We start from the raw sequence: 22,132 nt of genomic DNA, 5'->3' as shown, positions 1-22,132 counted from the left end.
GGCGTGTTGCAGCCGACCAACGGTCGGCTCTACTGGCTATCCCGGGAAACGGGGGCCTTGGCATCGTCGGTCTCGTCCGCGCGGCGCGGTTCCGGCGGCGGCAGCTGTTCTTCCTTGGCGGTCTTGTGCCCCGGCAGCTCTGGCCGGGTTTCCATCAGCAGCGACAGCGCCGCCTTGGCCATCATGTGCGCGCTGATCGGCGCGGTGATGAACAGGAACACGGTGATCAGCAGCTCGCGCGGCTGCGGATCCTCGCCGAGGAAGATGTGGTAACACACCGAGCCGACCAGCACGCAGCCCACGCCCAGCGTGCTGGCCTTGGTCGGTGCGTGCAGCCGCTTGAAGAAGGTGGACAGCTTCACCAGGCCCAGCGCGCCGACCAGGATGAAGAAGCAGCCGAACAGCAGCAGGATCGACAGCACGATCTGGATGAAGGTGATCATTCGACGATGTCCCGGCGCAGCACGAACTTGCTCAGCACCACCGTGCTGCCGAAACCGAGCATGGCGATGATCAGCGCGGCTTCGAAATACACCGCCGAGTTGAGGTACATGCCGAACAGCATCAGCTCGGCGATCGCCGTCACCGACAGCGTGTCCAGGGCGAGGATGCGGTCGGGCACGGTCGGGCCGCGCAGCAGGCGCCAGGTGGCCAGCAGCATGGCCAGGCCGACCACGTGCATGCACACCACCATCGTGGTCTGGATGAACATATGTCCGGTCATGGGAAGATCTCCATCAGCGGGGCTTCGTAGCGGGATTTGATCTGCCGGATCAGCTCGTCCGGATCATCCAGGTGCAGCACATGCACCAGCAGATACCTGCGGTCATCGGACAACGCCGCCGAAACCGTGCCCGGGGTGAGCGTGATCATGCTGGTCAGCGCGGCGATGCCGTGGATGTTGGCGATATCCAGCGGCAGCCAGATGAAACCGGGATGGATGCGACGCTCCGGCCCCAGCACCTGGATCGCCACCCGGATGTTGGACACCAGGATGTCCCACAGGGTCACGAACAGCAGCTTGGGCAGCGGGCGGAGCGAGCCGATGCGGGCGAACTCGCGATCCAGCCGCGCGGCGAACAGCGGCACCACCACGCCCAGGATCATGCCGAGCACGATCTGGCCGAGGGTGAAGCTGTCGGACATCAGCAGCCAGAACACCACGACCATCACGCTCAGCGAGGGCGAGGGCAGCACGCGTTTGTAGAGGGAAGGCTTGCGCGTCATGGCTGGCGGATCTCCGGCGTGGTGGCGCGCAGCTCACCCACGTAGTCCTGCGGCTGCAGCAGCTGGGTGGCCATCGCATCGGTGTGCTGCATCAGCGGGCCGGCGAACACGCTCATCGCGATGCCGTAGCTGAGCAGCAGCGCCGCGGCGAACAGCTCCACGGTGCGCGTGGGCGCCTTGCGCGGTTTGGGGGCGCCTTCTTCGACCACCGGCACCCGCCAGAACAGGCGGATGCCGCCGCGGGTCAGGCCGATGATCACCATCAGGCTGCTGCCCAGCACCGCGGCCCAGACCGCCCAGGTGTACTGCGCCGGCATGCCGGCCAGCAGGGCCGCCTTGGCCAGGAAGCCGGACAGCGGCGGCAGGCCGGCCACCGAGACGGCGCCGATCAGGAACAGCACCGCCGGCGTTTCCTTGCCCGGCATCGGCGCGATGATTTCCTTCCTGTCGCTGGCACCGCCGCGGCGGCGGCGGATCAGATCGGCAATGAGGAACAGCGCGGCAGCCACGAAGGTACTGTGCGGCAGGTAGTACAGGCCGGCCGAGAGCACTTCGGGTGTGCGCACCGAGAAGGCGATGAACAGCGTCGCTGCCGAGACCACCACCAGGTAGGAAATCAGCACGCGCAGGCGCGCCGCGGCCAGGACACCCAGGCCGCCCAGCACCAGCGTGGCCACGCCTGCCCAGAGCAGCCACTGGCTGCCGTAGCCGGCCATCGGGCCGGCACCGTCGCCGAACCACAGGGTGCTGACCCGCAGCACTGCATAGAGGCCGACCTTGGTCATGATCGCGAACAGGGCGGCCACGGCAGCCGGCGCACGCGCGTAGGCTTCGGGCAGCCACAGGTACAGCGGCATCAGCGCGGCCTTGCTGCAGAACACCAGCAGCAACAGCCCCATGGTCGCCTTGACCAGGGTCAGGTGCGATGCCGGCACTTCGGCGATGCGCTGGGACAGCTCGGCCATGTTGAGCGAGCCCAGCGAGGCGTACAGCAGGCCGAGTGCGATCAGGAACAGGGTCGAGGCGGTGACGTTGAACACCACGTAGTGCAGGCCGATGCGCATGCGCAGGCCGCGCCCGCCGCTGAGCAGCAGGCCGTAGGAGGCGATCAGCATCACCTCAAAGAACACGAACAGATTGAAGATGTCGCCGGTCAGGAACGCGCCGTTGAGGCCGACCAGCTGGAACTGGAACAACGCATGGAAGTGCGGCGCGCGCCGGTCCCAGCCCGAGCAGGCGTGCAGCAGGCAGGGGATGGCCAGCAGCAGGGTGGTCACCAGCATCCATGCCGAGAGGCGGTCGGCCACCAGCGCGATGCCCAGCCGCGAGGGCCAGTCGCCCAGCAGGTACACCGCGATGCTGCCATCGGCGGTCTGCGCGAACAGCAGTGCGACCGCCGCGGCGAGCGCGGTCAGCGTGGTCCACGCCACCGTGCGCTGCACCTTCGGCCCGTAGCGGCGGTGCTCGACGAACAGCGAGCAGGCCGCGCCGAACAGGGGAATCAGGATGGGCAGGATCACCGCATGGTTCATGCGCCGCCCTCCCGGCCCGGCGCGGTATCGGCAGGCAGCTCTTCTTCTTCGTGCGCGTCCACGTGGTCGCTGTGGTTGTCGCTGCGGCTGCGCATGGCCAGCACGATGCTGACCGCGGTCATCGCAAACGCGATCACGATGGCGGTCAGCACCAGCGCCTGCGGCAGCGGATCGGTGTAGTTGCCCAGGTCGCTGTCGATGCCCTCACGCAGCACCGGCGCCTTGCCCTGCACCAGCCGGCCGCCGGCGAAGATCAGCAGGTTGGTCGCATACGACAGGAAGGTCATGCCGAGGATCACATCGAAGCTGCGCGCGCGCAGCAACAGGTAGATGCCGATCGCGCTCAGTACGCCGATGGCGCTTGCCAGGGCCAGTTCCATCAGTGCATCTCCCCGGTTTTTGCCGAACGGCGGGTGGGATCGATCTCGCCTTTGCGGGCGTTGCGGGTGCGCGAGGGCTTGATCGTGCCCATCATCGAGAGCATCAGCATCACGCCGCCGAACACCACCAGGTACACGCCGGTATCAAAGCCGATCGCACTGGCCAGCGGCACCTCGCCGATCAGCGGAATGTGCAGGTCCAGATGGCCGCTGGTCAGGAACGGCACGCCGAACAGCATCGAGGCGCAGCCACTGAGGATGGCGATCAGCAGACCGGCACCGATGCAGCGGATGTAATCGAAGCCGAAGCGCGATTCCACCGAAGTGGTGCCCTGGATGACGTACTGGATCAGCAGCGGCACGGCCAGCACCAGGCCGGCGATGAAGCCGCCGCCGGGCGCGTTGTGGCCGCGCAGGAACAGGAAGATCGAGACGGTCAGGGTGAGCGGGAACATGATCTGGGCCAGATCGGCCGGTACCGGCAGCTTGATCGGCGGGCCGGGCATGATCTGCTCCGGTGCCATCCGCGAGCGGCGCAGCATGGCGTGCACCACCAGCGCGGCGATGCCGAACACGGTGATCTCACCGAAGGTATCAAAGCCACGGAAGTCGACCAGGATCACGTTGACCACGTTCTGCCCATAGGCCTCCGGCAGCGCACGTGCCAGCAGCTCGCCGGCCATGGTGTTGGGCGGCAGGGTCATGGCGGTGTACGCCATCGCAGCCAGGCCACCACCGGCGACGATCGCGATCACCGCATCGCGCCGCTTGCGCCAGACCGACTTCTCCGGCGGCGACTGGATCGGCAGGTAGTTCATGCCCAGCAGCATCAGCACCAGGGTGACCATCTCCACCAGCAGCTGGGTCAGGGCCAGATCCGGCGCGGACAGGAACACGAAGGTCAGCGACACCATCAGGCCGACGCCACCGACCACCAGCACCGCCAGCAAACGCTGCCGGTAGACGAACAGCGCGCCCAGCGCGCAGGCCATCATCACCAGCCACAGGGCCCAGCCCAGCAGCGGGATCGGCTGCGGCGAGGGCCAGTTGGGCGAGGCGGGATGGGCCACGAACGGGGCGGCGGCGACGATCACCGCCACCACCACCAGCGCCATCAGCATGCGCTGCAGGCTGCCGTTGGCCAGGCCCTGGGTGAGCCGGTGGGCGAAGCCGAACACCAGGTCCAGCTGCTTGTGGAAAATGTTGCGGCCGATGCTGCGGCTGACCACCGCGTGCAGGTCGATCAGGCGGCGCAGGCCGAAGTACAGCGCGATGCCCCCGACCACACCGGCTGCGCTCATCGCCAGCGGCATGTTGAACCCGTGCCAGACCGAGAGGCTGTAGGCCGGCATTGCCGGGCCGAGGATGGACGAGGCCGCGGCATGCAGCACCGGGGCGATGGTGATCGCCGGCGCAACGCCGACGGCCACGCAGACCACCACCAGGATCTCCACCGGCACCTTCATGAAGCGCGGCGGCTCATGCGGGACGCGGTCCAGATCGTGCGGCCCCTTGCCGAAGAAGGTGTCGTGCACGAAGCGCAGGCTGTAGGCCACGCCAAACACGCCGGCGAGCAGCGCGGCAATCGTCATGGCGATGCGCATCGCCTCCGGCCCGGCGGTCAGGGCTTCGGCGAACAGCATTTCCTTGGACAGGAAGCCGTTGAGCAGCGGGATGCCCGCCATGGCCAGCGAAGCGATGATCGCCAGCGCGCTGGTGATGGGCATCAGCTTTCGCAGTCCCCCCAGCTTGCGCATGTCGCGGGTACCGGTTTCATGGTCGATGATGCCGGCGGCCATGAACAGCGAGGCTTTGAAGGTGGCGTGGTTGAGGATGTGGAACACACCGGCCACCACCGCCATCGGCGCGGACAGGCCGAACAGCATCGTGATCAGGCCCAGGTGGGAGATCGTCGAATAGGCGAGCAGGCCTTTGAGGTCATGCTGGAAGATCGCGTTCCAGGCACCGATCAACAGGGTGATCGCACCGATCCCGCTGACCGTATAGAAGAACAGGTCGGTGCCGGCCAGCGCCGGGTGCAGTCGGGCCAGCAGGAAGACGCCGGCTTTGACCATCGTGGCCGAGTGCAGGTAGGCCGAGACCGGCGTCGGCGCGGCCATCGCGTGCGGCAGCCAGAAGTGGAACGGGAACTGGGCGCTCTTGGTGAAGATGCCGGCCAGGACCAGGAACAGCGCATAGGGATACAGCGAACTGGCGCGGATCAGATCGCCGGCGGCGAGCACGGCATCCAGTTCGAAGCTGCCGACGATGCGGCCGATCAACAGCACGCCGCCGAGCAGGGCCAGGCCGCCGCCGCCGGTGACCACCAGGGCCATCCGGGCGCCCTCGCGGGCGTCCTGGCGGTGCGACCAGAAGCCGATCAGCAGGAACGAGCTGATGCTGGTCATTTCCCAGAACACCATCAGCAGCAACAGGTTGCCCGACAGCACCATGCCCAGCATGGCGCCCATGAACAGCAGCAGGTAGCAGTAGAAGCGGTGGGCGCTGTCGCGGGCACTGAGGTAGTAGTGGGCGTACATCACCACCAGTGCGCCGATCGCCAGCACCATCCCGGCGAACATCCAGGCCAGGCCATCCAGGCGCAGCGAGAAGGCCAGGCCGATCTGCGGTATCCACTCCCCGTAACTGCGGACGATGCCGCCGTCCATGATCGCCGGGGTCATCGTCGCCAACAGCGCCAGTCCCCCCAGCGGAGCGGCCGCGGCTACCCAGGCGGCCGTGGAGCGGGAGGTTCGGCGGAATGAAGCGACAGCCACTGCCATCAGGAAGGGCAGGGCGAGCAGCAGGAGCAGACTAGGATTCATGCAGGGAATGCGGGATTCACGAGCAGGCCGTTCAGTCTAACAGGCAGGCAATTGCTGCCGATACACCCGAATACGCCCTCAATTGCATGTAACGTGCACTGATTCATTTTTTCCGGGCAGCGCCCGGCCCCATTCGGGTCCGTCGGCGGCCGTATGGAAGCCCGCTGGTGACTTTGCCGACTGTGGCCTCCCGACGCCTGTGGAAACGGATCCGGAACCAGGCGTCGCAGGGGCTGCGGGGCCGAAACGGTGTGCACGAAGATGAACGGTGGCCGTCGCTCGAAAGGCCACTGGAGACGATGCTGGAGGGTGCGGCGTGGAGTGCCGGTGAGTGTCCGCGCTCGTTCAGGAAAAGCGGGTCAGTAGCGCCAGTCCATCCGGCGATAGAGCTTGGCCAATACCCACAGGGGGCCAATCAGCAGGTAGACCAGATCGGTCAGGAAGCTCGGCTTGCGGCCTTCGTGCTTGTGGCCGATGAACTGCGCCACCCACGCCACGGCAAAAAGCCCCAGCGCCAGCCAGAACAGGTTCACCAGGCCGATCTCGGCTTCCAGCAGCCGGCAGACGCAGCCGCTGACGAAGAAGAACGCGAGCATGCCGTAGCCCAGCGTGCGCGAAAGACGGTTGTAGAAGCACCAGGCGGCGAACATCGCCAGGCCGGCCCAGATCCCGTTCTGGAACCAGGTGATCAGCGGCGGCAGGCACCACAGCAGGGCGATGACCGACCACGCGATCGCCGGGACGGCCAGGACGTGGATGCGCTGGTTCAGCACATTGCGGTGGTCGTCGGAATAGCTGGCGAAGTAGCGGTCGATCGGGCGTGCGACGGTGGTGGCCATGGTCCCTCCCAGGATCTGCAGAGCATACCGCCCCGGGCGGGCGGAGCCGACCGTTGGTCGGCTTGCTCTCACCCAGACGATGCCCCTCGCGTTGCACGCGATAGGCCACCAACGTCCGCGGCAGTCGACCAACGGTCTACTCTACGGCCGGGACCCCCGGCCATCACGGCCGGGGGCGCAGGCGAATCAGTCGACCGAGATCCCGGCCAGGCGCTGCAGCGCCTCGGCGTACTTGGCGCGGGTACGTTCGATGATCTCGGCCGGGATGCTCGGGCCGGGCGCGGTCTTGCCCCAGTCCAGCGTCTCCAGGTAATCGCGGACGAACTGCTTGTCGTAGCTTGGCGGGCTGGTGCCCACCTCGTACTCGTCGGCCGGCCAGTAGCGCGAGGAATCCGGGGTCAGCATCTCGTCCATGATGTACAGACGGCCATCGGCATCGGTGCCGAACTCGAACTTGGTGTCGGCCAGGATGATGCCGCGCTCGCGCGCATAGTCGGCGGCGAAGGCGTAGATGCGCAGGGTCGCATCGCGTACGCGCTCGGCCAGGTCCGCCCCGACCGCCTTCACCATCGCATCGAAATCGATGTTCTCGTCATGGTCGCCGACGGCGGCCTTGGTCGAGGGGGTGAAGATCGGTTCGGGCAGCTGCTCGGCCTGGCGCAGGCCGTCAGGCAGCTCGATGCCGCTGATCTTGCCGGTGCGCTGGTAGTCCTTCCAGCCACTGCCGATCAGGTAGCCGCGGGCGATGGCCTCGACCGGGACCGGCTTGAGCTTGCGGGTGACCACCGCGCGCTTGGCGTACAGCGCCGGATCGACACCCTCGGGCAGCACACTGGCGACATCGATGCCGGTCAGGTGGTTGGGCATCAGGTGCGCGGTCTTGGCGAACCAGAAGTTCGAGACCTGGCAGAGCATTTCGCCCTTGCCGGGGATCGGGTCGGGCAGCACCACGTCGAAGGCTGACAGACGGTCGGTCGCGACCATCAGCAGGTAGTCCCCCGGCGGAGTGCCGGCGGGGAGCCGGTCGCGCGGAATGTCGAAAACATCACGCACCTTGCCGCGATGGCGCAAGGGCAGGCCGGGGAGATCGGATTGCAACAACGTGGTCGGCACGGGCACTCCTGAGGCTTCGTCATGACAGCTGTCCAGGGGACCCGGAGGGCCCGCACAGACAGCGGGCGGCCTAGTGTAAAGCGGGTTGGGCCCGCTGTGACGTAAAATGAGGATCCTTTGTCGCCTCGGCTGCCCAGACCACCATGCGCTGGTACGGAAAACTGCTCGGATTCATCGCTGGCGCCCTGTTGTTCAGGCCCAATCCGCTGTTCGGGGCCGCGTTCGGGCTGTTGCTGGGGCATGCCTTCGACGCCGACTGGTTCCGGCTGAACAGGGAAAATCCCTACCGTGAGCTGGGGCTGACCTCCGAGGCGACCGATGCCGAGATCGACCTGGCCTACCGCCGGCTGATGTCCCAGTACCACCCCGACAAGGTGGTCGGCGCCGCCCCGGAGCTGCGCCAGCAGGCCGAGCGCAAGTCGCGCCAGCTCAATGCCGCCTATGACCGCATCAAGACCCTGCGCAAGCGCTGATTCCGCGCGGCGCCCCCTTTCAACATCCTGAAGGTCCCGGCCATGTCCAACTGCATCATTGCTCCCTCCATCCTGTCCGCCGATTTCGCCCGCCTGGGCGAGGAAGTGGACAACGTGCTCGCGGCCGGCGCCGACTGGGTGCATTTCGATGTGATGGACAACCACTATGTGCCGAACCTGACGATCGGCCCGCTGGTCTGCCAGGCGCTGCGCAAGCATGGCGTGACCGCACCGATCGACGTGCACCTGATGGTCGAGCCGGTGGACCGCATCATTCCGGATTTCGCCGAGGCCGGCGCGACCTACATCAGCTTCCATCCGGAGGCGAGCCGCCACGTGCACCGCACCATCCAGCTGATCCGTTCGCTGGGCTGCAAGCCGGGCGTGGTGCTCAATCCGGCCACGCCGGTGGACATCCTGGACTGGGTGCTCGATGACCTGGACCTGGTGCTGGTGATGTCGGTCAACCCGGGCTTCGGCGGCCAGGCCTTCATTCCCTCGGCGCTGGACAAGGTGCGCGCGATCCGCAAGAAGATCGATGCCAGTGGCAAGGACATCCGCCTGGAGATCGACGGTGGCGTGAAGGCCGACAACATCGGCGCCATCGCGGCGGCCGGTGCGGATGCGTTCGTGGCCGGCTCGGCGATCTTCAATGCGAAGACCAGCTACCAGGACGTGATCGCGCAGATGCGCGGCAATGTCGCCGCAGCGCGGGGCTGAGCCATGGGATCGGTGGCTGCCGTGACCATCCGCGTGGCCACCGCCGAGGATGCGGGGCGGATCCTGCGCTTCATCCGCGAGCTGGCGATCTACGAAAGGGCCGAGTCGTCGGTGCAGACCGACGAAGCGGGCATCCGCGCGAGCCTGTTCGGGCCGGAAGCGAAAGCGCACGCGCTGATCTGCGAGGCCGACGGCGTGGCCATCGGGTATGCGGTGTATTTCTACAATTACTCGACGTGGCTGGGCCGCAATGGGATCTACCTGGAAGACCTGTACGTGAGCCCGGAACGGCGCGGCAGCGGGGCCGGCAAGGCACTGCTGCAGCACATCGCACGGATCGCGGTGGCCGAAGGCTGCGGCCGGTTCGAGTGGTCGGTGCTGGACTGGAATGAACCGGCGATCCAGTTCTACCAGGCCGCCGGTGCGAAGCCGCAAAGCGAGTGGACGGTGTATCGGATGGAAGGCGAGGCATTGCGGACCTTCGCCGAAGGCTGAGCACCCGGTAGAGCCGACCGTTGGTCGGCTGCCCTCCCGGCGGCAAGGAAAAAGACCGCACCCTTGCAGATGCGGCCCCGGGAACAGCGGGAGGCTGATCCTGCCTCCATCCATCTTCCTTGCTATGGCCTTCCATTCTCCGGGCCATCGGTGACGCTTTGATGACGTTCACCGACGGCCACCCCGCGCGCTGCTAGCCTTCGCTTCCCCACTCCCTGGAAGTACCGCATGAGCCGTCCCCATTGGCGTTTGATCCTCAACGGCAAGGCCACCGGCAATGAGGATGTGCGCGAGGCGGTGGCAGCACTGCGCGAGCGCGGGGTGCAGCTGGAGGTGCGGGTGACCTGGGAGTCGGGCGATGCCGAGCGCTACGTGGCCGAGGCGATCGCACACGGGGTCGACACGATCATCGCGGCCGGCGGGGACGGCACGCTCAGCGAGGTGGCCGAGACGCTGGCCCATCGCGAGGAGCCGGCCGATGCACTGCCGTCGCTGGGCCTGTTGCCGCTGGGCACGGCCAATGACTTCGCCACGGCGGCCGAAATTCCCGACGAACCGCTGGCGGCGCTGGAGCTGATCAGGCACGCGCCGGCGCGGCCGGTCGATCTGCTGCGCATCGATGCCGACGGCAGGGTGTGGTGGTGCGCGAACGTAGCCAGTGGCGGTTTCGGCACCGAGGTGACGGTGGAGACCGATGAGGGCCTGAAGAAGGTGCTCGGCGGGCTGGCCTATCTGGTGACCGGGGTCTCGCGGCTGGGCCGGATCGATCCCATCCAGGCGCGGGTCCGGGCCCCGGGCTTCGAATGGGCCGGTGGCTTCATCGCGCTGGGCGTTGGCAACGGCCGCCAGGCCGGCGGCGGCCAGGTGCTGTGCCCGGAGGCCCTGATCGACGATGGTGTGCTCGATATCACCGTGATTCCCGAGCTGAGCGGGGAGGTGGCGTCCACCTTCGCTGCGCTGGTCAAGGGCGGCAAGCGCGGTGCGCTGGAACAGGTGGCCGAACGTGTCCAGGCGCCGTGGGTGGAGATCGAGGCCGAGGCGCCGCTGACCCTCAATCTGGATGGCGAGCCGGTCCAGGCCCGCCATTTCCGCATCGACTGCGTGCCGGGGCGGGTCAACCTGCATGTGGCGCTGGACAGCCCGCTGCTGTCCAGAGCCTGAGTTCCGGCGCGGCTGCGGGGCCGTCCTGCATACGGCTGGCGCGTGGTGGCGCCTGCCGTACCCGGCTCACTTGAGCAGGCGGTCCAGCAACCGGCCGGCCGCGTTTTCAACCGTCTGATCCGCGCGCCCACCGATACCCGTGGCGACGCCGCCCGACGTGACTGAGCGATCCTTGAAGGAAACGGGGAATGTCTGCAGCCGTCGCAGTCGTCCCTGGCCCAGGTTTTCGTACTGGCCGAAGCTGGCACTGATATCGAAGCGGCTGCCCGGGGTCTGCGCCTCGTTCATGGCGCGCTGCACGAGGAAGGTGACCGTGCTGGATCGGCCTGGCAGCAGGGTGAAGGTCGGGTCGACCCGGTTCGTGGTGGCGATCGGGATGCCCTTGATCGTGTCTTTGTCCTGGCCGCCGAAGAAGCGGTAGGTATAGCCGTGGCTGTCGGTCGCGTTGAAGGTGTCGTACTCATAATTCAACACCATCGGCTGCGACGACACATTGCGCAGTGTCATCGTCACCGTGATCTCTACCGAGCCGCGCGTGCGTTGTCCTGCCCGGATCGAATCCAGTCGCGCTTCGATATCGCCAAACCGCTCCAGTGCGCCGGTGTCGTCGGGGGCCGGCACGCCGCAGCGTTGGTTCAACGCGTCCAGCTGGGCACGCAGCTGTGCGTTCTCACGACGGAGCGCGTCGGCGGATTGTGCGTGGGCAGGCACGGCCTGGCCGGCCAGCAATGCGGCCGCCGCAGCGGCCGACAGCAGCGACTGCTTCAAGGTGATTCCGTTCATGTGCAGATCCTCAATGCATGGACATGGCTGCGCCAAACAGGCCGAGCACGGTGAGATTGACCAGCACCCAGACGATGCCCGCAGCGAACAGGCTGGCCAGGGTGATCAACAACTGCTTGATGCCATCGGGGTTCCCCTTGCTTTGCGCATAGGCGAAACACAGGATCGTGCTGAGCAGGAACAGCACCACACCGAAGATGCCGACGATCGGCACCAGCGCGCAGCCCCAGCCGATCCATCGCAGCGTCCTGGCCGTGCGCATCAGGCCGTCGGTTGCGCGCCGCCCGGCTTCTTCGCGCACGAGGCGCTGCTGCAGCGCGTTCTGGACGTCGCTTTCATTGAGTTGATTCATGGATGATTCCCCTGTGGATTCGGAAACGATCAGCTGCCCAACGCACGCCGTGCGCAGTCCTCCGGTGAAACGCACGGATCCTCTTCCGCTGGCTGCGCTGCCACCGCCGGATCGGGCGAGTAGGACGCCAGGACGCGTCCGCTGCGGTCCAGAAGCTGGACATGCGTGACATAGGCATTGATGCGACGCTGGTTCAGATCGGCAGACTGGACGAAGAAGTAGGTCCGCAGCCGGGGTTTGCTGTTCCATCGGCTGCGAAGCCCTTCGAGCTCGCGGGCAACCGTTTCGTCAGCGACCGGGGCAAGCTGGACCTGCGCGGGATTGGCCCAGGTGTAGCTGTACTCCGGAATGTCCATGAAGTAGCGGTACTTGCCGCCGTTGAATTCGCCGACCGGGAAGCCCTTCCGCTCGAAGTCATAGGCCTGCAGGTCGGCATCCTCCAGTTCGCTCCAGTAATAGGGCGAGCGGCCAGCGTCTGCGATGCTCTGTTCGAGCTGCGGGCGAAGCGCCCCCATCAGGTCCTTGCGGCGGAAGGTATCGGCGGTGCCGCGGTATTCCTGCGAGGCAAGGCTGGCCATCGTGTCGAAATCCGTCGGAAGCTTGGACATGGCGGCATAAAGAAACATGACCTGCTGGCCGCTATCCAACTTGCGGTACTCGGCCAGCGGCTTGGCCAGGTCGGCTTGAGGAAGGGTGGTGGGCGCCGGTTTATCGGCGTTTGCCTTACCCTCGGCCGCAGCGGCGTTGCTGTCCTTATCGGTACTCGGGGAGGCTGCATCGCCTTTGCCGCCGCATCCGACGAGCAGCAGGGACAGGGTGAGCGCAGTGGAAACTGATCGCAGCGCAGAGAGGGCCATGGCGTCCTTGACGTGGTGATGGGATGGCGGCAAATCTGCGTCCAGATGCGCAGCGACGCAGGTCATGGACATGACTTGACGAACAACACAGGAGATGGTTGTGAAAGCGGAGCTTATGGAAGAGCTGTACGCGGGGGTCACCGACCCGGAGCGGATGCAGTCATTCGTTGAACGTCTCGGTCGCGCGGTCGGTTGCCACTCCGGCAGCGTGACCCTGCGCGACGTGCACGGGGGGCGACACAGGGCGCTGGTCGCGGCCGGCGCGATGGCCGACCCGCGTACGGTGGAGCGCTTCAACGAAGACACGCTCTACTCGGTGGACAACCTCTGGTTCAACCGGGCCGCGCCGACGATGCGTGCTGGCAGCGTCATCGTCAGCGATCGGGTGGCCACGCTCGATGAGATGCGCGGAACGCGGTACTACCTGGATTTCCTGCGCCAGATCGACACGCTGCGTTCGGTGGCATTGTGCGCCTCGCGCAAGCCGGACCAGGTCACCATGCTGACCTTCGTGGGAACCGAGCGGCGCGGCGATTTCGATGCCCGCGAGGTGGCACTGTGCGAAGCGTTGGCCCCTCACTTCGTCAATGCCTTCGAGCTGCGCCAGGCACTGCAGGACGCGTGGCGGCAGGCAGGAACGCTGGCCCTGCTGCTTCTCGATGAGAACCTGCGGCCAGTATCGGTCAATGCCGGGGGCGAGGAGATGCTGCTGGCGCGCGTCCTGCGTGTGCGCCGAAAGGCGGCATTGGAGCCGGTGCATCCCGCCTCGCGGGCGGGTTGGAATGCCCTGGTCCGGCGCCTGGCGCTGCGGGGCGGTCCGGCGCAGGACCCCGGAGAGGATATCGTCGCTCTGCACGATGCAGATGGACTCCTGGCAGGATTCGCATCGCTTCGGCCCTATGGAAAGTACATTCCCGGTACGGGCACCGCCCGTTTCGTCATGACGGTCAACACGCTGGTGCGCCGCTCCTCGGCGGGGCTGTCCGCCACCCTGCGCGAGCTTTTCGGCCTGACCCCGGGCGAAGCGACGCTGGCCGTGGCGCTGCATCACCAGGGCGAGCTGTCGGCCGCCGCAGCGACCTGCGGCATCGGTGTCGGGAGTGCGCGGACCCGCCTGCAGAGCATTTTCGAGAAGACCCGCCTGCATCGGCAGGTGGACCTGGTCAGGATGCTGGACACCCTGAACGGCATGCTGGCCAGTGAGCGCCCGCTGCCGCTGTACTGACGCCGGGGCCGTCGCTCCATGCCGGAGCGGGCCGCCACGTCGGCCTCGGAGCGGCTGCACGCAGGCCCGGGCGGGGTTCCCCCCCGCGCCGGGCTGAGGTACAGTCGCCGGGTGTCCATTCTGACGACCCCGCATACCCTTTCTTCCGCTCGCCGTTGGTGGCGATGGTGGCCTGTTGCCGTCGTCCGTCCCGCCACCGCCGTTTCCCGGAAGGAAAGTCGTCTTGATCACGCTCGAGCAGTTCCAGCAGCAGGCCGCTGAAGGCCATACCCGCATCCCCGTCGTCCGTGAAGTGCTGTCCGACCTGGACACGCCGCTCTCGGTCTATCTGAAGCTCGCCGACGGCCCGCATACCTATCTGTTTGAATCGGTCGAGGGCGGCGAACGCTTCGGGCGCTATTCCATCATCGGCCTGCCGGCGCGCCGGGTGTATGCCTTCCACGGCCATACCCTGACCATCAGCGAATCCGGCACCGTGGTGGAAACCCGCGAGGTCGCCGACCCGTTCACCGAGGTCGAGGCCCTGCGCAGCGCCCACTCGGTGCCGAAGCTGGCCGGTCTGCCCGGCTTCACCGGGGGCCTGGTCGGCTGGTTTGGCTTTGAGTGCATCGGCTACATCGAACCGCGCCTGGCGCCGCCGCGTGGCCGCGATGAGCTGGGCACGCCGGACATCCTGCTGCTGCATTCCGAAGAGCTGGCGGTGTTCGACAACCTCAAGGGCCGCCTGTACCTGATCGTGCATGCCGACCCGGGCCAGCCCGGTGCATGGGAGGAGGCCCAGGCCCGTCTGGATGCACTGGTCGCCAAGCTGCGCGCCCCGGGTGCCGGCTACCCCGCGCCGATCACCCGCGACGTGCTGGACGAGAACGATTTCGTCTCCGGCTTCACCCGCGAAGGCTTCATCGCCGCGGTCGACAAATCCAAGGAATACATCCGCGCCGGCGACATCTTCCAGGTGGTGCTGAGCCAGCGCCTGAGCGTGCCGTTCAAGGCGCGCCCGGTGGATGTGTACCGCGCGCTGCGTGCGCTCAATCCCTCGCCGTACATGTATTTCCTCGATACCGGCGATGTGCAGGTGGTCGGTTCCTCGCCGGAAATCCTGGTGCGCCTGCAGGACGGGGAAGTCACCGTGCGTCCGATCGCCGGCACCCGCCCGCGTGGCGCGACGGACGAAGAAGACAATGCGCTGGAAGTGGAACTGCTGGCCGACCCCAAGGAGCGCGCCGAGCATCTGATGCTGATCGATCTCGGCCGCAACGATGCGGGCCGCGTGTCCAAGGCGGGCACGGTGGAAGTGGGCGAGCAGTTCGTGATCGAGCGCTACAGCCACGTCATGCATATCGTCAGCGAAGTGACCGGGCAGCTGCAGCCGGGCCTGAGCTATGCAGACGTGCTCCGCGCGACGTTCCCGGCCGGCACCGTCAGCGGTGCGCCGAAGATCCGCGCGCTGGAAGTGATCCGCGAGCTGGAACCGATCAAGCGCAACGTCTACGCCGGCAGCATCGGCTACATCGGCTGGCATGGCGATGCCGACACCGCCATCGCGATCCGCACCGCGGTGATCAAGGACGGCCGCCTGCACGTGCAGGCCGGTGCCGGCATCGTCTACGACTCCGATCCCGGCAAGGAATGGGACGAGACGATGAACAAGGGCCGCGCGCTGTTCCGTGCGGTCGCGCAGGCTGCCAAGGGCCTGTAACGGCGCACTGCCGAACGGCCTGACCCGTGCGCGGTTGCGCGCACGCCACTTCCCCATTCAAGACGGACCCTGACCATGTTGTTGATGCTCGACAACTACGACAGCTTCACCTACAACCTCGTGCAGTACCTGCAGACGCTGGGCGCCGAAGTGAAGGTGGTGCGCAACGACGCGTTGAGCGTCGATGAGATCGCCGCGCTGGCGCCCGAGCGCATCGTGATCTCGCCCGGCCCGTGCACGCCCAACGAAGCGGGCGTGTCGCTGGAGCTGATCCGCCGGCTCGGCCCGACCACACCGATCCTCGGCGTGTGCCTGGGCCACCAGAGCATCGGCCAGGTCTACGGCGGCGATGTCATCCGCGCCACCACCATCATGCACGGCAAGACCTCGCCGATCCGGCATGAAGGCAGGGGCGTGTTCGCCGGCCTGCCGGACCGCTACCAGGCCACGCGCTACCACTCGCTGGTGGTGGACAAGACCACGTTGCCGGCGTGCCTGGAAATGACCGCCTGGACCGAGAACGAGGACGGCTCGATCGAAGAGATCATGGGCCTTCGCCATCGCGAGTACCCGGTCGAGGGCGTGCAGTTCCACCCCGAGTCGATCCTCACCGAGCATGGCCACGCCCTGCTGAAGAATTTCCTGCAGCGCTGAGCGCGCCGCACCTGCATCACAAAGGACCCCCGCATGACCTTCTCCCCCCAGGAAGCCCTGCAGCGCACCATCGAGCACCGCGAAATCTTCTTCGACGAAATGGTCGACCTGATGCGGCAGATCATGCGCGGTGAGGTCTCGCCGGTGATGACCGCCGCGATCCTGACCGGCCTGCGGGTCAAGAAGGAAACCATCGGCGAAATCGCCGGTGCCGCCACCGTGATGCGCGAACTCGCGCTGGCGGTGCCGGTGGAGGACAAGGCGCATCTGGTGGATATCGTCGGCACCGGCGGCGACGGCTCGCACACCTTCAACATCTCCACCTGCGCGATGTTCGTGGTGTCCGCGGCCGGGGCCAAGGTGGCCAAGCACGGCAACCGCAGTGTCTCCTCCAAGTCCGGCAGTGCCGATGCGGTCGAGGCGCTGGGCGCGATCATCGACCTCACCCCCGACGAAGTCGCGCGCGCGATCACCGAAACCGGCATCGGCTTCATGTTCGCGCCGATGCACCACCCGGCGATGAAGGTCGTCGCGCCGGTGCGCCGCGAAATGGGCGTGCGTACGATCTTCAACATCCTCGGCCCGCTGACCAATCCGGTCGGTGCGACCAATGTGCTGATGGGCGTGTTCCACCCGGATCTGGTCGGCATCCAGGCACGCGTGCTGCGCGAACTCGGTGCCGAGCGCGCCTTGGTGGTGTGGGGCCGCGACAACATGGATGAGATCTCGCTCGGTGCCGGCACGCTGGTCGGCGAGCTGCGCGACGGCAAGGTGCGCGAGTACGAGATCCATCCGGAAGACTTCGGTATCGCGATGTCGGCCAGCCGCAACCTCAAGGTCGACAGTCCGGAGGAATCCATCGCCATGCTGCGCGGCGTGCTCGACAACCAGCCCGGCCCGGCGCTGGACATCGTCGCCCTCAACGCCGGCGCCGCCCTGTATGTGGCCGGTGTCGCCGACAGCATCGCCGATGGCCTGGCCCGCGCGCGCGCGGTGCTGGCCGATGGCAGTGCGCGCTCGCGGATGGAGCAGTACGTAGCCGCCCCCCGCCGCATCCGCGGGGCCGTCTGAGCCCGCGTTTTCAGAATTCAGCGGGGCTGGCCGATAATGGCCGGCCTCCAGGACCCCAATGACATGAGCGACATCCTCGATACCATCCTGGCCCGCAAGGCCGAAGAAGTCGCCGCACGCCGTGCCCAGGTGCCGCTGGAGGCGCTGATCGCGCGCGTGGAGCAGGCCCCGCCGGTGCGGGGGTTCGCCGATGCGCTGCGCGCCTCGATCACCGCCGGCAACCCGGCCGTGATCGCCGAGATCAAGAAGGCCAGCCCGTCCAAGGGCGTGATCCGCCCTGACTTCCATCCGGCCGATATCGCGGTGAGCTACGAGTTCGGTGGCGCCAGCTGCCTGTCGGTGCTGACCGACGTGGACTTCTTCCAGGGCAGCGATGCCTATCTGCAGCAGGCCCGGGAGGCCTGCACGCTGCCGGTGCTGCGCAAGGACTTCGTGATCGATGCCTACCAGGTGTATGAAGCGCGCGTGCTCGGCGCGGACTGCATCCTGCTGATCGTGGCTGCTTTGGACGACCGCCAGCTGGCCGAGCTTTCCGACCTGGCCATGCAGCTGGGCATGGACGTGCTGGTGGAAGTGCACGACATCGACGAGCTGGAGCGTGCCATCCAGGTGCCGGTGCCGCTGATCGGCATCAACAACCGTAACCTGCGCACCTTCGAGGTCTCGCTGCAGACCACGCTGGACATGCGCCAGGCCGTACCGCGCGACCGCCTGCTGGTCACCGAAAGCGGCATCCTCGGCCCGGCCGATGTCTCGGTGATGCGTGAGGCCGGGGTCAATGCGTTCCTGGTCGGCGAGGCCTTCATGCGCGTGGAAGAGCCCGGCGAGGGCCTGCGTCAGCTATTCTTCAGCGCATGACAGCGATCTACCCAACGCCGCGCGACGACGCCCCGCTGGTGGTCTTCGATTTCGATCACACCCTGTATGACGGCGATTCCGGCAGCCATCTGTTCGCCTGGCTGATCAAGCGCAACCCGCTGCGGCTGCTGGCCGCCCTCATCGCCACGCCGCTGCTCGGCCCGCTGGTGGCGTTCCTGCCGACCCGGCGCCGTGGCATCTCCGGCTATGTCTGGATCGCCACGTTCGGCCTGCACCGGGCACGCGAGTTCAACAAGGTGATCGACCGCTACGTGCTCAAGCACGAGGCCGACATCCGCCGCCGCCTGCTGCCGGTCGCGCTGGAGGTGTTTGCCCGCCACCGGGCCGCCGGTGACCGCGTGGTGGTCGCCACCGGTGCGCCGCCGGAACTGGCCCGCGCGATCCTGGCCTTCGTCGCCCACCAGGGCGTGCCGGTGATCGGCAGCGAGGTCGGCCCGTTCCTGGGCGCGGTCATCGCCACCCGGCACTGCCACAACGAAGAAAAGATGCGGATGCTGCGCGAGCGCGGGTATGGCGAGATCGACGTTGCCTACTCCGACAGCAGTGCCGACCTGCCGCTGCTGCTGGCCGCGGCCGCGCCGGTCGTGGTCAATCCCAAGGCCTCGCGGGTGGCGTACTTCCGCCAGGTGCTGCCACCGGGTACCCCGGTGCTCAACTGGGGCTGCGTGGACCGGGCCGGCGACCCGGTCTGATCCGGTGCTGAAAACGCCCGGGAAGGGCTGAAAAGCGTGTCGCGTCCGGCTCAGCCTGCGCGCCACTGCACGATTGCGTGGCTGATCTGGAACAGGCTGATGCCCAGGACCAGCACGCCGACGGCGATCAACACCCAGCGTTCCTTGACGTTCTTGACCAGAATCGCGGCGATCGGCGCGGCCATCATGCCGCCGATCAGCAGGCCGGCGACGATGTTCAGGTACTGCACGCCCATGGTCAGCAGGAAGGTGATCGACACCGCGAGGGTCACCACGAACTCGGCGGCATTGACCGTGCCGATGGTGGTGCGGGCCTTTCCGCCGCGGGCGAGCAGGGTGGAGGTGGCCACCGGGCCCCAGCCACCGCCGCCGCTGGCATCCAGCAGGCCGGCCACGAAGCCCAGCAGCGGAACACGCTTCACTTCCTGCGCCGGCAGCATCCGGCCGGCCGCGCGCAGCAGGATGAAGATCGCCAGCACCAGCAGATACATATAGATGAAGGGGCGAATCACGTCACCGGGCAGCTGGGTCAGCACGTAGGCCCCCACCACACCACCGACCGCGCCGGGCAGGGCCAGGCGCAGGAACAGCCGGCGATCCACATTGCCGGCGACCAGGTGCGACACCCCGGAGGCGCCGGTGGTGAAGACTTCAGCGGTGTGCACGCTGGCGCTCACGGCTGCCGGCGGCACGCCCATGCTCAGCATCACCGAGGAGGACACCAGCCCGAAGGCCATGCCCAATGCGCCATCGACCAGCTGTGCGCCCAGGCCGATCAGGATGAACCAATAGAATTCGCTGCCAAGTTCCATGCGAACAGCCTAGCGGCAAATGGGCAGGTAGTGCCGGCCGTTGGCCGGCCACCTCGTCCAGGTCGACGGGCATGGGGGGATCTGCGTGGTTGCCGGCCAGCGGCCGGCACTACGCGGGCAGGATCAACGGGTGCCGTACAGAACGACGGTCTTGCCACGGGCATGCAGCAGCCCGTCGGTCTGCAGCTTCTTCAACACGCGGCCGGCCATTTCACGCGAGCAGCCGACCAGGCGCGCCAGCTCCTGGCGCGAGACGCGCAGCTGGGTGCCCTGCGGGTGGCTCATGGCCTCCGGCTCGCGGGACAGGTCGTGCAGGGTCCGCACGATGCGGTCGGTCACGTCCAGGAAGGCCAGGCGGCTGGCTTTCCTGCTGGTGTCGAGCAGGCGCTTGGAGAGCTGCTGGCCGATCGAGTAGAGCAGCCGCGGGGCATCGGCGGAGAGCGGGCCGAGGAACAGCTGATGCAGGCGTTCGTAGCTGATCTCGGCCAGTTCGCACGGGGTGCGGGTGCGCAGGATCACCTCGCGGCGGTCCGATTCCACGAACAGCCCCATCTCGCCGACGAACTCTCCCGAGCCGAAGTAGCCCAGCACCAGCTCACGATCGTCATCTTCCTCAGCCATTATTGAGACGGAGCCGCTGATGACGTAGTACAGGGTGCCTGCCGGATCCCCGGGACGGAACACGTCGGTACGGGCGGGATAACGGCGGCGGTGGCTGTGGGCCAGGAAGCGATCGATTGTTGCGATATCCAGGGCCAATGGACTTGTGGCAAGGCGCACAGTTGACACGTTGAGGCGCTCCGATTGCTCATGAAGAATTCACGGCTATGTGCCGGGAGCTTAACGATCCGAATTGTTAAGGGCAAACCGAGCACAGGTACTCGTTTCAATGCAAGTTTCGCCCCCGATCACTTTGCCCCATAATTACTTCTTTCCCACCACACACAGGATCGACCGCCGTGGTCAAGCCGTTGCCTCGCCTGAGGTTGCAGGGTTTCAACAACCTCACCAAGGCGCTGAGCTTCAACATCTATGACGTCTGTTACGCCCGCACCGAAGAGGAGCGTCAGCGTTACATCGAATATATTGATGAAGAGTACAACGCCGATAGGCTGACTCAGATCCTGACCGACGTTGCCGAGATCATCGGCGCGAACATCCTGAACGTGGCCCGCCAGGACTACGATCCCCAGGGTGCGTCGGTGACGATCCTGATCTCGGAAGAGCCGGTGATCGACAAGAAGCAGGCCGGCAAGGAGCTGATCTCCGACGCCGTGGTCGCCCACATGGACAAGAGCCACATCACTGTCCATACCTACCCGGAAACCCATCCGCAGGAGGGCATCGCCACGTTCCGCGCGGACATCGATGTGGCCACCTGTGGCGTGATTTCCCCGCTGAAAGCGCTGAACTACCTGATCGAGAGTCTGGAATCGGACATCGTGATCATGGACTACCGCGTGCGTGGCTTCACCCGTGACGTGAAGGGCAAGAAGCACTACATCGATCACAAGATCAACTCGATCCAGAACTTCCTGGCCAAGAACATCAAGTCGCGCTACGAGATGTTCGACGTCAATGTCTATCAGGAAAACATCTTCCACACGAAGATGCACCTGAAGGACTTCGACCTGGACCAGTACCTGTTCGAAGAGAAGGCCAAGAACCTGTCGTTCAAGGAACGCATGAAGATCGAGGCGCTGCTGCGTCGTGAGATCGAAGAGCTGTTCCACGGGCGCAACCTGGCCGAGTAAGGCACACCCTGCGATGTCGTCCGGGCCTGGCCCCGGCCGACCTCGTCCAGGCGGGACGGCCCGCCCTGTGGAACCGGTGTTTGCGCAAAATCGGGTTCCACGGCAGCTACCGACGACGGTCCGGTGTGAAAACACCGGGCCGTTTTGTTTTTGTTAACCCAAGGAATCCCCCATGCCCTGGATCTATCTTCTCGTGGCCGGTCTGTTCGAGATCGGCTTCGCCATCGGAATGAAGTACTCCGAAGGCTTCAGCAAGCCCCTTCCCACGCTGGCCACCGTCGCCGCCGCCCTGGTCAGCCTCTACCTGATGAGCCAGGCCATGAAATCCATTCCGGTCGGCACCGCCTATGCGATCTGGACCGGGATCGGCGCACTGGGCGTGGCGATGCTGGGCATCTTCCTGTTCGGCGACAGCGCTTCGCCGTCGCGGCTGGCCTGCATCGCGTTGATCGTGGCCGGGGTGATCGGGCTGAAGCTGGTCTCGGCCTGATCGTCGCCCGGCCAACGGTCGGGCGCTACCGCTGGCAAGTCGGCCCGCAACCCATGCCGCGCGCGCCGTTCCGGAAGGTATCGACCGTTGGTCGATACG

The 22,132-nt window shown here is 66.5% G+C and carries 25 protein-coding genes; 12 read left to right on the top strand and 13 right to left on the bottom strand.

Annotated elements, in window-relative coordinates; translation table 11 throughout:
- Nucleotides 1-29: 29 nt before the first annotated feature.
- From OC373_RS16390 to OC373_RS16355, 8 genes are all read right to left on the bottom strand, one after another.
- Nucleotides 30-443: a Na+/H+ antiporter subunit G gene (locus tag OC373_RS16390; protein ID WP_019185291.1), complete on the bottom strand. Its 414-nt coding sequence runs from the start codon at nucleotides 441-443 to the stop codon at nucleotides 30-32.
- Nucleotides 440-724 carry a K+/H+ antiporter subunit F gene (locus OC373_RS16385; RefSeq protein ID WP_019185292.1) on the bottom strand — a complete coding sequence of 95 codons (285 nt, stop codon included), beginning with the start codon at nucleotides 722-724 and terminating at the stop codon, nucleotides 440-442. The genes OC373_RS16390 and OC373_RS16385 overlap by 4 nt, the downstream gene beginning before the upstream one ends.
- On the bottom strand, nucleotides 721-1,227 hold the full coding sequence (locus tag OC373_RS16380; protein WP_070426120.1) for a Na+/H+ antiporter subunit E: 507 nt from the start codon (nucleotides 1,225-1,227) through the stop codon (nucleotides 721-723). Before OC373_RS16380 ends, OC373_RS16385 begins: the two co-directional genes overlap by 4 nt.
- Nucleotides 1,224-2,759: a monovalent cation/H+ antiporter subunit D gene (locus OC373_RS16375; protein WP_046273052.1), complete on the bottom strand. Its 1,536-nt coding sequence runs from the start codon at nucleotides 2,757-2,759 to the stop codon at nucleotides 1,224-1,226. The genes OC373_RS16380 and OC373_RS16375 overlap by 4 nt, the downstream gene beginning before the upstream one ends.
- On the bottom strand, nucleotides 2,756-3,139 hold the full coding sequence (locus tag OC373_RS16370; protein WP_019185295.1) for a Na+/H+ antiporter subunit C: 384 nt from the start codon (nucleotides 3,137-3,139) through the stop codon (nucleotides 2,756-2,758). The genes OC373_RS16375 and OC373_RS16370 overlap by 4 nt, the downstream gene beginning before the upstream one ends.
- On the bottom strand, nucleotides 3,139-5,964 hold the full coding sequence (locus OC373_RS16365) for a monovalent cation/H+ antiporter subunit A (protein ID WP_070426119.1): 2,826 nt from the start codon (nucleotides 5,962-5,964) through the stop codon (nucleotides 3,139-3,141). The genes OC373_RS16370 and OC373_RS16365 overlap by 1 nt, the downstream gene beginning before the upstream one ends.
- Nucleotides 5,965-6,323: 359 nt before the next feature.
- The gene (locus tag OC373_RS16360) at nucleotides 6,324-6,803 is read right to left on the bottom strand and encodes an Mpo1-like protein (RefSeq protein WP_070426118.1); all 480 of its coding nucleotides are present in this window, start codon (nucleotides 6,801-6,803) and stop codon (nucleotides 6,324-6,326) included.
- A 186-nt stretch (nucleotides 6,804-6,989) separates the two neighbouring features.
- A complete protein-coding gene (locus OC373_RS16355) occupies nucleotides 6,990-7,916 on the bottom strand; it encodes a phosphoribosylaminoimidazolesuccinocarboxamide synthase (protein ID WP_019185298.1) in 927 nt (308 codons plus the stop codon).
- A 143-nt stretch (nucleotides 7,917-8,059) separates the two neighbouring features.
- On the opposite strand from OC373_RS16355, the gene OC373_RS16350 reads away from it, so the two are divergent.
- The 4 genes from OC373_RS16350 to yegS all read left to right on the top strand — a co-directional run bounded on the left by OC373_RS16350 (nucleotide 8,060) and on the right by yegS (nucleotide 10,765).
- A complete protein-coding gene (locus OC373_RS16350) occupies nucleotides 8,060-8,389 on the top strand; it encodes a DnaJ domain-containing protein (RefSeq protein ID WP_019185299.1) in 330 nt (109 codons plus the stop codon).
- Between the two features lie 42 nt (nucleotides 8,390-8,431).
- The gene (gene rpe, locus OC373_RS16345; protein WP_261998096.1) at nucleotides 8,432-9,109 is read left to right on the top strand and encodes a ribulose-phosphate 3-epimerase; all 678 of its coding nucleotides are present in this window, start codon (nucleotides 8,432-8,434) and stop codon (nucleotides 9,107-9,109) included.
- 12 nt (nucleotides 9,110-9,121) lie between these two features.
- Nucleotides 9,122-9,604, top strand: coding sequence for a GNAT family N-acetyltransferase (locus tag OC373_RS16340; protein ID WP_102788740.1), 483 nt, complete (start codon nucleotides 9,122-9,124; stop codon nucleotides 9,602-9,604).
- 228 nt (nucleotides 9,605-9,832) lie between these two features.
- Nucleotides 9,833-10,765 carry a lipid kinase YegS gene (gene yegS, locus OC373_RS16335; RefSeq protein ID WP_261998095.1) on the top strand — a complete coding sequence of 311 codons (933 nt, stop codon included), beginning with the start codon at nucleotides 9,833-9,835 and terminating at the stop codon, nucleotides 10,763-10,765.
- 66 nt (nucleotides 10,766-10,831) lie between these two features.
- Here the strand turns inward: yegS and OC373_RS16330 are convergent, their stop codons facing one another.
- The 3 genes from OC373_RS16330 to OC373_RS16320 are packed head-to-tail and all read right to left on the bottom strand — an operon-like array spanning nucleotide 10,832 to nucleotide 12,823.
- A complete protein-coding gene (locus OC373_RS16330) occupies nucleotides 10,832-11,548 on the bottom strand; it encodes a hypothetical protein (protein ID WP_261998094.1) in 717 nt (238 codons plus the stop codon).
- Between the two features lie 10 nt (nucleotides 11,549-11,558).
- Nucleotides 11,559-11,900 carry a hypothetical protein gene (locus OC373_RS16325; protein WP_070426115.1) on the bottom strand — a complete coding sequence of 114 codons (342 nt, stop codon included), beginning with the start codon at nucleotides 11,898-11,900 and terminating at the stop codon, nucleotides 11,559-11,561.
- A 29-nt stretch (nucleotides 11,901-11,929) separates the two neighbouring features.
- On the bottom strand, nucleotides 11,930-12,823 hold the full coding sequence (locus OC373_RS16320) for a hypothetical protein (RefSeq protein ID WP_261998093.1): 894 nt from the start codon (nucleotides 12,821-12,823) through the stop codon (nucleotides 11,930-11,932).
- A gap of 34 nt (nucleotides 12,824-12,857) precedes the next feature.
- On the opposite strand from OC373_RS16320, the gene OC373_RS16315 reads away from it, so the two are divergent.
- The 6 genes from OC373_RS16315 to OC373_RS16290 all read left to right on the top strand — a co-directional run bounded on the left by OC373_RS16315 (nucleotide 12,858) and on the right by OC373_RS16290 (nucleotide 18,977).
- On the top strand, nucleotides 12,858-13,982 hold the full coding sequence (locus OC373_RS16315; protein WP_139146347.1) for a hypothetical protein: 1,125 nt from the start codon (nucleotides 12,858-12,860) through the stop codon (nucleotides 13,980-13,982).
- A 223-nt stretch (nucleotides 13,983-14,205) separates the two neighbouring features.
- A complete protein-coding gene (gene trpE, locus OC373_RS16310; protein ID WP_261998092.1) occupies nucleotides 14,206-15,681 on the top strand; it encodes an anthranilate synthase component I in 1,476 nt (491 codons plus the stop codon).
- A gap of 75 nt (nucleotides 15,682-15,756) precedes the next feature.
- Nucleotides 15,757-16,335, top strand: coding sequence for an aminodeoxychorismate/anthranilate synthase component II (locus OC373_RS16305; RefSeq protein ID WP_261998091.1), 579 nt, complete (start codon nucleotides 15,757-15,759; stop codon nucleotides 16,333-16,335).
- Nucleotides 16,336-16,368: 33 nt separating this feature from the next.
- Nucleotides 16,369-17,406: an anthranilate phosphoribosyltransferase gene (gene trpD, locus OC373_RS16300; protein ID WP_261998090.1), complete on the top strand. Its 1,038-nt coding sequence runs from the start codon at nucleotides 16,369-16,371 to the stop codon at nucleotides 17,404-17,406.
- Nucleotides 17,407-17,469: 63 nt separating this feature from the next.
- Nucleotides 17,470-18,264, top strand: coding sequence for an indole-3-glycerol phosphate synthase TrpC (gene trpC, locus OC373_RS16295; RefSeq protein WP_019185311.1), 795 nt, complete (start codon nucleotides 17,470-17,472; stop codon nucleotides 18,262-18,264).
- Entirely contained in the window at nucleotides 18,261-18,977 is a 717-nt protein-coding gene (locus OC373_RS16290; RefSeq protein WP_070426110.1) for a haloacid dehalogenase-like hydrolase, read from the top strand. Before trpC ends, OC373_RS16290 begins: the two co-directional genes overlap by 4 nt.
- 50 nt (nucleotides 18,978-19,027) lie before the next feature.
- Here the strand turns inward: OC373_RS16290 and OC373_RS16285 are convergent, their stop codons facing one another.
- Both OC373_RS16285 and crp read right to left on the bottom strand, forming a co-directional pair.
- Nucleotides 19,028-19,789, bottom strand: coding sequence for a sulfite exporter TauE/SafE family protein (locus OC373_RS16285; protein ID WP_019185313.1), 762 nt, complete (start codon nucleotides 19,787-19,789; stop codon nucleotides 19,028-19,030).
- A gap of 123 nt (nucleotides 19,790-19,912) precedes the next feature.
- Nucleotides 19,913-20,578, bottom strand: coding sequence for a cAMP-activated global transcriptional regulator CRP (crp, locus tag OC373_RS16280; RefSeq protein ID WP_019185314.1), 666 nt, complete (start codon nucleotides 20,576-20,578; stop codon nucleotides 19,913-19,915).
- Between the two features lie 170 nt (nucleotides 20,579-20,748).
- On the opposite strand from crp, the gene speD reads away from it, so the two are divergent.
- Nucleotides 20,749-21,543 carry an adenosylmethionine decarboxylase gene (gene speD / locus OC373_RS16275; RefSeq protein WP_019185315.1) on the top strand — a complete coding sequence of 265 codons (795 nt, stop codon included), beginning with the start codon at nucleotides 20,749-20,751 and terminating at the stop codon, nucleotides 21,541-21,543.
- A gap of 172 nt (nucleotides 21,544-21,715) precedes the next feature.
- Nucleotides 21,716-22,033, top strand: coding sequence for a quaternary ammonium compound efflux SMR transporter SugE (gene sugE / locus OC373_RS16270; protein ID WP_046273055.1), 318 nt, complete (start codon nucleotides 21,716-21,718; stop codon nucleotides 22,031-22,033).
- Nucleotides 22,034-22,132: the final 99 nt, after the last annotated feature.

Source organism: Stenotrophomonas sp. Ste96 (assembly GCF_024519495.1).
Taxonomy (GTDB): domain Bacteria; phylum Pseudomonadota; class Gammaproteobacteria; order Xanthomonadales; family Xanthomonadaceae; genus Stenotrophomonas; species Stenotrophomonas bentonitica_A.
Note: the sequence above shows the minus strand (reverse complement) of the source record. Positions and strands in the feature narration are given on the sequence as shown.

Excerpts from the sequence above, each read along its gene's own strand:
- OC373_RS16390 (WP_019185291.1), bottom strand. The coding sequence starts at position 443 with ATGATCACCTTCATCCAGATCGTGCTGTCGATCCTGCTGCTGTTCGGC.
- OC373_RS16385 (WP_019185292.1), bottom strand. The coding sequence starts at position 724 with ATGACCGGACATATGTTCATCCAGACCACGATGGTGGTGTGCATGCAC.
- OC373_RS16380 (WP_070426120.1), bottom strand. The coding sequence starts at position 1,227 with ATGACGCGCAAGCCTTCCCTCTACAAACGCGTGCTGCCCTCGCCCTCG.
- OC373_RS16375 (WP_046273052.1), bottom strand. The coding sequence starts at position 2,759 with ATGAACCATGCGGTGATCCTGCCCATCCTGATTCCCCTGTTCGGCGCG.
- OC373_RS16370 (WP_019185295.1), bottom strand. The coding sequence starts at position 3,139 with ATGGAACTGGCCCTGGCAAGCGCCATCGGCGTACTGAGCGCGATCGGC.
- OC373_RS16365 (WP_070426119.1), bottom strand. The coding sequence starts at position 5,964 with ATGAATCCTAGTCTGCTCCTGCTGCTCGCCCTGCCCTTCCTGATGGCA.
- OC373_RS16360 (WP_070426118.1), bottom strand. The coding sequence starts at position 6,803 with ATGGCCACCACCGTCGCACGCCCGATCGACCGCTACTTCGCCAGCTAT.
- OC373_RS16350 (WP_019185299.1), top strand. The coding sequence starts at position 8,060 with ATGCGCTGGTACGGAAAACTGCTCGGATTCATCGCTGGCGCCCTGTTG.
- rpe (WP_261998096.1), top strand. The coding sequence starts at position 8,432 with ATGTCCAACTGCATCATTGCTCCCTCCATCCTGTCCGCCGATTTCGCC.
- yegS (WP_261998095.1), top strand. The coding sequence starts at position 9,833 with ATGAGCCGTCCCCATTGGCGTTTGATCCTCAACGGCAAGGCCACCGGC.
- OC373_RS16330 (WP_261998094.1), bottom strand. The coding sequence starts at position 11,548 with ATGAACGGAATCACCTTGAAGCAGTCGCTGCTGTCGGCCGCTGCGGCG.
- OC373_RS16325 (WP_070426115.1), bottom strand. The coding sequence starts at position 11,900 with ATGAATCAACTCAATGAAAGCGACGTCCAGAACGCGCTGCAGCAGCGC.
- OC373_RS16320 (WP_261998093.1), bottom strand. The coding sequence starts at position 12,823 with ATGACCTGCGTCGCTGCGCATCTGGACGCAGATTTGCCGCCATCCCAT.
- OC373_RS16305 (WP_261998091.1), top strand. The coding sequence starts at position 15,757 with ATGTTGTTGATGCTCGACAACTACGACAGCTTCACCTACAACCTCGTG.
- trpD (WP_261998090.1), top strand. The coding sequence starts at position 16,369 with ATGACCTTCTCCCCCCAGGAAGCCCTGCAGCGCACCATCGAGCACCGC.
- trpC (WP_019185311.1), top strand. The coding sequence starts at position 17,470 with ATGAGCGACATCCTCGATACCATCCTGGCCCGCAAGGCCGAAGAAGTC.
- OC373_RS16290 (WP_070426110.1), top strand. The coding sequence starts at position 18,261 with ATGACAGCGATCTACCCAACGCCGCGCGACGACGCCCCGCTGGTGGTC.
- OC373_RS16285 (WP_019185313.1), bottom strand. The coding sequence starts at position 19,789 with ATGGAACTTGGCAGCGAATTCTATTGGTTCATCCTGATCGGCCTGGGC.
- sugE (WP_046273055.1), top strand. The coding sequence starts at position 21,716 with ATGCCCTGGATCTATCTTCTCGTGGCCGGTCTGTTCGAGATCGGCTTC.